The following is a 6,472-nucleotide window of genomic DNA, read 5'->3' on the forward strand; positions in this document are numbered from 1 at the left end:
AAACCATCATCTGGTGCAAGTATTTGTTCGGGTTTATGAATATACTCAGCACTCTAACTGGGCAGTCAAAACTGTTTCGGTAATGCCGGATTTTGATGCACTCTGGATTAGTGTTGCCGCGACTTTTTTCGCCTGTGAAGCGGTTGACCAACTTCCTTCCATCATCGCAACCACGATCGCACCTTGCACCAACAGAAGCAGTTGTCTGGCTAACTGTTCCGGTGATGAAACTTCTGCGGCTTGAGCTAGGCTCTTGATATAGCGGTAAATCGATTGTTGATGTTCCAATGCCACTCGATGTCCAGGATGGTCAGCATTGGCTAGTTCCACTGAAGCATTAATGAATGCACAACCTCGGAAATCTGGGCCTTCAAACCATTCCCGCAGGGCATCAAATATTGCCAGTAATTGTTGGGATGGGTTAGAACCTCGTTGCTCAATGGTGGTTTTGAGCCATTCGCACCATTCTATATCTTGTTGTCGCAGCCACGCTTCAATCAATGCATCTTTTGACTTGAAATGATTGTAGAGTGACATTTTTGCAACGCCAGATTCCGCAACAATTCTGTCAATACCGACATTGCGAATTCCCTCTCGGTAAAATAAGCCTGATGCTGTACTTAGGATGCGATCGCGAACAGATTTACGGATTATTTTCGGTTTAGTCATTTTAAACACCAGGCTATTTAATTAATCTGGAAGTTCAATTAAGTTTGTTTTACCCAATTGGTTAAATAGCAAATAATATTATTTATCGATTGCTTATTCTATTTTTTCATTCGCCAAAGCTTCGATTATTTCTGAGGATTTAAGAAAACACTATCTGTAAATAATAAAAGGTTTATCCCAAAAGTGATTGATGAACTGCAAGCAGACCAAAGTCCCCCCGAACTTCAGAACTGCTACCGATCAAGTACTTCCACAATCCTCCAGAGACTTGTGGAGCAAGACCATCAGTTCATCAAACAATTGGTTAACTTATGGGATTTGGCTTCATCACTACAGCGCAAATGCTTGGAGATCCTTTGTGCGTGAAGTGGTTTAGATTCCCTATAAATCAAGAATATCATACATCTGGCCAATTTACTTGCGCCGATCAATTAATTTACAAAGAGTATTCGTGGTTACAATTACTCATCAGCTAGAAAGCTTAAAAGTAAACAATTGCGTTTTTCCTATTGTTTTGATCTGAGCAACTATCGCCGATTTATCCAACTGAAGCAGCCAGAATCAGGATAGCAATTAAATGATTTACGCTCTCATATATAGTTAGAATAGTCTGTCTATTTTTATTAACAAAAGTCTTATATATAAGAAGATTTAGATTGCTTTAAATCTAGACAGAACTGTCTATTATAAATTGGTTTTATTTCTATTTTGGAATATTAATTAGCGTTATTGTTATCAGATTTACTATTATTAATTAAAAAGGTTGATAGGATTTTGAAATCAAGGAACTCCAAGAAGTTTCTGACAAAATTAAACAGATAGAAGAATCATTCTTCTTCTTAGCTATTGCACAAGGAGCAATCAGCCATGCCAATGAAGTTGTTTAAGTGCGACGAAACTATTCCCGAACGGGAGAAGCACATATATATAAAAGAAAAAGGAGAAGATACAACCCAGTTTCTCCCTAGCGCCCACGTCGAAACCATTCCCGGCTCATTATCTGAGCGCGGATGCAGCTATTGTGGTGCAAAGCTAGTAATTGGTGGTGTTCTCAAAGACACTATCCAGTTGATACATGGGCCTGTAGGCTGTGCCTATGACACATGGCACACCAAACGCTATCCCAGCGACAATGGCAACTTCCAACTCAAATATGTCTGGTCATCAGACATGAAGGAACAGCACGTTGTCTTCGGTGGTGAAAAGCTGCTGAAAAAAGCGATGCTGGAAGCCTTTGCCGAATTTCCTGACATCAAGCGGATGATGGTGTACACCACCTGCTCTACTGCTTTGATTGGCGATGATATTAAGCCTGTAGTCAAAGAAGTCGAAAAAGAACTTGGTGATGTCGATATCTTCACCGTTGAGTGTCCCGGTTTTGCTGGGGTGAGTCAATCCAAAGGACACCACGTGTTCAACATGGGGTGGATGACTGACAAAGTAGGAACCTATGAGCCGGAAATTACCAGCCCATACACAATTAATGTGATTGGTGACTACAACATCCAAGGCGATACCTTTGTGATGGAAAAGTACATGGAAAAAATGGGCATCCAAATTATTGCCCATTTTACCGGCAATGGTACTTATGACTCCTTACGTGGGATGCACAGAGCGCAGTTGAATGTGACTAATTGTGCCCGTTCTGCGGGGTATATTGCCAATGAGTTAAAGAAAAAATATGGCATTCCCCGGATCGATGTGGATACTTGGGGCTTTGATTATGCTAAGGAAGGGTTACGCAAAATCGGGGCTTTCTTTGGAATTGAAGATAGAGCCGAAGCGGTGATTGCGGAAGAAGTGGCAAAATATGAATCGAAGCTTGAGTGGTATAAAGAGCGCTTGACAGGCAAAAAAGTCTGTATTTGGACAGGAGGCCCACGTTTATGGCACTGGACGAAGGCTCTAGAAGACGATTTAGGAATGCACGTCGTGGCGATGTCGTCGAAGTTTGGACACCAAGAGGATTTTGAGAAGGTAATTGCCAGAGGTGAAGAAGGGACTATCTATATTGATGATGGTAATGAACTCGAATTTTTCGAGGTGCTGGAAATGGTCAAGCCGGATTTGGTTTTGACTGGGCCACGGGTGGGTGCTTTGGTGAAGAAGTTGCATTTGCCTTATGTGAATGGTCACGGCTACCACAATGGCCCTTATATGGGTTTTGAAGGTGCGGTGAATATGGCGCGGGATATGTACAATGCCATTTACTCGCCTTTGATGAAGTTGGCTAAGGATGATATCCGTGGTGAGCAAATGAAAACTATTATCGCTGAAGAAAATAGTAAACTTGGGGAGAGTGAAGTAGAACAATCCAAATCTTTTGATATTACATTATCCGAACCTATCGCAGTACTTGAAAGTTCAAAAATTGATACTCAACCATTTCTACTATCTGCTGATAAACCATTGCATCGGGAGAGCGAAATAGAACAATCCAAATCTTTTGATATTACATCAACCGAACCGATGCCTACGGTGGTAAACTACGCAGTACTTGAAAGTTCAAAAATTGATAATCAACCATTGCTAATACCTGATAATCAACCATTACCTCAACGCCAGCATATTGGAGGTAAATTCTCTACCTTTTTGGAGCAATTGCCTAAATACTTAGGTAGTTTTTCCACTGAATACCAGATGCCAATTATTTGTTTTTCTACAATTATCACAGCGACTATTACAGTTAAGATAATTATAGCTGTCCTAGATGTAATCAATGAAATCCCCCAGTTAAATCTAGTTTTTGAATTGACTGGAATTGGTTACTTAATCTGGTTTGTTTTTCGATACCTATTTAAAGCTTCTACTCGGCAAGAATTAGCTGCACAAATTAGTTTTATCCAAAAAGAAATTGTCGAGGGACAAGATTCATAAGCTATTATGCCTCCACATTTGCTTTCTTTCACGATGAAAGAAAGCACAAGGCAAACAAACACATTCCCCGCACTATGCAAGAACTTGCTTGGATTTTGAGAGCAAATAGCTATGTTGCGTAGGTGTAGCCCGTCGTAGAGATTGCGATCGCTTCTCTACGAACGCGAATAGCGTGTTCGGAGACAGAGGCTGCACCCTAAAGCTATGCCACAAGGTTTACGGCTTCTGCATAGCTGGCTTTTGAGCAGGGGTACGCTCGCCGTAGGCATCGTAAAAGCACCACAGTCGTAGTTACTCATTAAGTCTTGTCATCCGTGTAAGTCGTGCGAAATAAAAAAACTTTTTACTTAAAGTTTTGATAAAGTCAGCGTTTAATTACGTAGTTGAATTGATTTTTTCCAACCAAGTTGGTATGATAGCTTCAATCAAAAACACAAATTTGTATAAAAAAATATGCCATAGATACTGTTGAATAATTCATAAAGTTTAAATGCTCAGATTAAGGACTATTCAAGCATTATTAGTGAGGAAGTCGAGACATTTGCCAGCAATCCTATCTATGCGATCGCCATACATCGAGTGTCACTCACAATGGAGAATCTGCTTGATAAGTTTCTTGCCCTCAACATTTTTGAACCAAGCTATTAGTAAATCCAAGAAGATAATTTATGTTAGAAACGAAGTTTTTTCAAAAACCATTAATGGTTATTTTGGGGTTAGCATTAGCTACTGTTTCTACAGCTCAACCCTCCAAAGCTGCTATCTTTACTTATGAGGGAGATACAACAAATGAACCGATTTGGCGGCGTGTAGCACCAGGGAATCCTCCCACTCTTATCAGTGGTGAAAAAGATGGGAATTTGGGAATGAGTGTACCTTATAGTGTATTCGATTTTACGGTCGATCAATCAGGTTTATATAATATAAGTGGTGAATCTGAACCTACGCCACCTGCAAATAGAAAATGGGATATTTTCTTAGCTTTATATCAGGACAGTTTCAATCCTACTGAACAATTAACCAATGTTCTTATAGCAAATACTACTACTAATGGTAGTACTATTACTTTCAACCAAGAACTCCTTACAGGACAGAAATATTTTTTAGTTACTACCGGTCGTCGAGTGAATGATTTTGGACAGTTTAGCAACACAATAAGTGGTTCGGGTCAAATTACACCAATTCCTGAATCAGATTCAATACCTGCCATGTTAGTCACGGGTGGTATAACTTTACTACTGTATAAGCGAAAAGTAGGTTTAAAAATATCGCATTTCTAAATCGTTTGTAAGCATATCTGCAACTTGTGAATAAGTCGGGGATGTGCTTACAAAGTAGGTATGACTGCTATAGTTGCACTCATATAATCAGAATAATCTGTACTATGCTAACTGCCTTTTATATTCTTAGTTAACTACTTGTTTCCAGAAAATAGAGGCGATCGCCTTTTGTGTAGGGATTGGATTTTTCCTATCGACTAAGCACCTGCATCGAGATTGTGAAAAAAAGCAATCCTGAGAGCCAATCGGCACTGTAGTGCAGTCGAGGCTACTGGAGTTACCATGTGCCAGGAATTATCTGAGCGCACAATCACGGCCGAAAACTGGTTCAGTGGTGCAATATCTTGGAAGACAGATTCTGGTTTTTCGTTAAGGAGAATTCGCAAACAACCACCCCAGTCCATAGGCCATTGTTCATTGAAAAATAGCAAATGAGTCAAAGCTTTTGATGGTTCATCAGTATGAGGGCGATGACTGTTACCTAGATTATATCGACGAAACCCAATCACCATTGCACAGTCTTTCAATTCCACCCCAGACATCTGTGTTAAGGCTTGGCGGTAAGCAGGTGTCCACAGTTCTTCTATCATTTGTCGCCAAAGACTGCTGAGATTACCAAGATTAGAAGATAATCTTCCTTGTGCAATGCGATCGCGCCAACGATCTGACAACTCAGGGCTGGCGCTATGGCAAAACTTGTATATCAAAGCAATATCCTCATTACTAGCAAGCATCTCACTCCAAAGGTATCCATATCCTTCCCCTATTGATAAGCGAAACTGTTCCTGGGGAAAGCTGGCAGCAAGTTCTAAGCTAGCTGCTTTGGGCAACAAATTCTCTATCACAGCATAACTGTATGGAACTGATTGCATTGTTGTACGATCAATGGCATCTAAATTTAGCATTCTCAATTTTCTTTGGATTATGTTTGTAATTTACACTATCTGTATGATTGCTAAATTCAAGCTTGATATTATAAGTCAATAGTTTCCAATTTCAGCATTTAACTAATTTTGGCGACTGAGGTATATATTCTTTCTTAACAAAGTTATTTTGTTACCAACTATTTGGGACAATAGTAGTAATTATTACAATTCCTACAACTGAATGAGATTAGGTTTAGTGTGAATCTTGATTGAGCTATTTATTTGTCAGCCGATCATAAAACTAAAATGAGTGTTTTCTTCTCAGATGAGGCGATCGCTAGGTTAATTCAGGAAGATGTTCCCTACCTAGATTTGACAACCTACGGACTTGGCATTGGCAAGCAACCTGGTGAAATCGAGTTTTCTACCCGTCATCCGATGACCATTTGCGCTACTGAAGAAGCAGCCAGAGTATTAAAATATTGTGGTGCCGAAGTTCATTATCAAGTCGAAAGTGGTACAGTCTGCCAAGAAAAGCAATTAGTTCTTCAAGCTAGTGGCACTGCTCAAGCTTTGCACAGTGGCTGGAGAATTGCTTTAAATTTGATGGAATACGCCTCCGGCATTGCTTCGCGTACAAGAGTATTAGTGAATAAGTAGCTAGGCACAATTAAATATAAGACGCTCAAGGGCATATTCACCCTTTACGCTTCTGGCTTCCATGCCATCAATAATTGCCATAGCCAAATCGTAGTTATTGTCAAACATTTGTCCAGCAAT

Annotated in this window: 5 protein-coding genes; 3 read left to right on the plus strand and 2 right to left on the minus strand. The window is 40.0% G+C overall.

Annotation, left to right across the window (positions count from 1 at the left end):
• Nucleotides 1-45: 45 nt before the first annotated feature.
• Nucleotides 46-669: a TetR/AcrR family transcriptional regulator gene (locus CDG79_RS27390; RefSeq protein WP_094344920.1), complete on the minus strand. Its 624-nt coding sequence runs from the start codon at nt 667-669 to the stop codon at nt 46-48.
• Nucleotides 670-1,536: 867 nt separating this feature from the next.
• On the opposite strand from CDG79_RS27390, the gene vnfD reads away from it, so the two are divergent.
• Nucleotides 1,537-3,546, plus strand: coding sequence for a nitrogenase vanadium-iron protein, alpha chain (vnfD, locus tag CDG79_RS27395; protein WP_094344921.1), 2,010 nt, complete (start codon nt 1,537-1,539; stop codon nt 3,544-3,546).
• 668 nt (nt 3,547-4,214) lie between these two features.
• Nucleotides 4,215-4,826: a PEP-CTERM sorting domain-containing protein gene (locus CDG79_RS27400; protein WP_094344922.1), complete on the plus strand. Its 612-nt coding sequence runs from the start codon at nt 4,215-4,217 to the stop codon at nt 4,824-4,826.
• Nucleotides 4,827-5,023: 197 nt separating this feature from the next.
• Here the strand turns inward: CDG79_RS27400 and CDG79_RS27405 are convergent, their stop codons facing one another.
• A complete protein-coding gene (locus CDG79_RS27405) occupies nt 5,024-5,731 on the minus strand; it encodes a 2OG-Fe(II) oxygenase family protein (protein WP_094344923.1) in 708 nt (235 codons plus the stop codon).
• A gap of 267 nt (nt 5,732-5,998) precedes the next feature.
• Here CDG79_RS27405 and CDG79_RS27410 point away from each other — a divergent pair, with 267 nt between their 5' ends.
• On the plus strand, nt 5,999-6,352 hold the full coding sequence (locus CDG79_RS27410) for a hypothetical protein (protein WP_094344924.1): 354 nt from the start codon (nt 5,999-6,001) through the stop codon (nt 6,350-6,352).
• Nucleotides 6,353-6,472: the final 120 nt, after the last annotated feature.

The organism is Nostoc sp. 'Peltigera membranacea cyanobiont' 232, from assembly GCF_002245985.1.
GTDB lineage: Bacteria > Cyanobacteriota > Cyanobacteriia > Cyanobacteriales > Nostocaceae > Nostoc.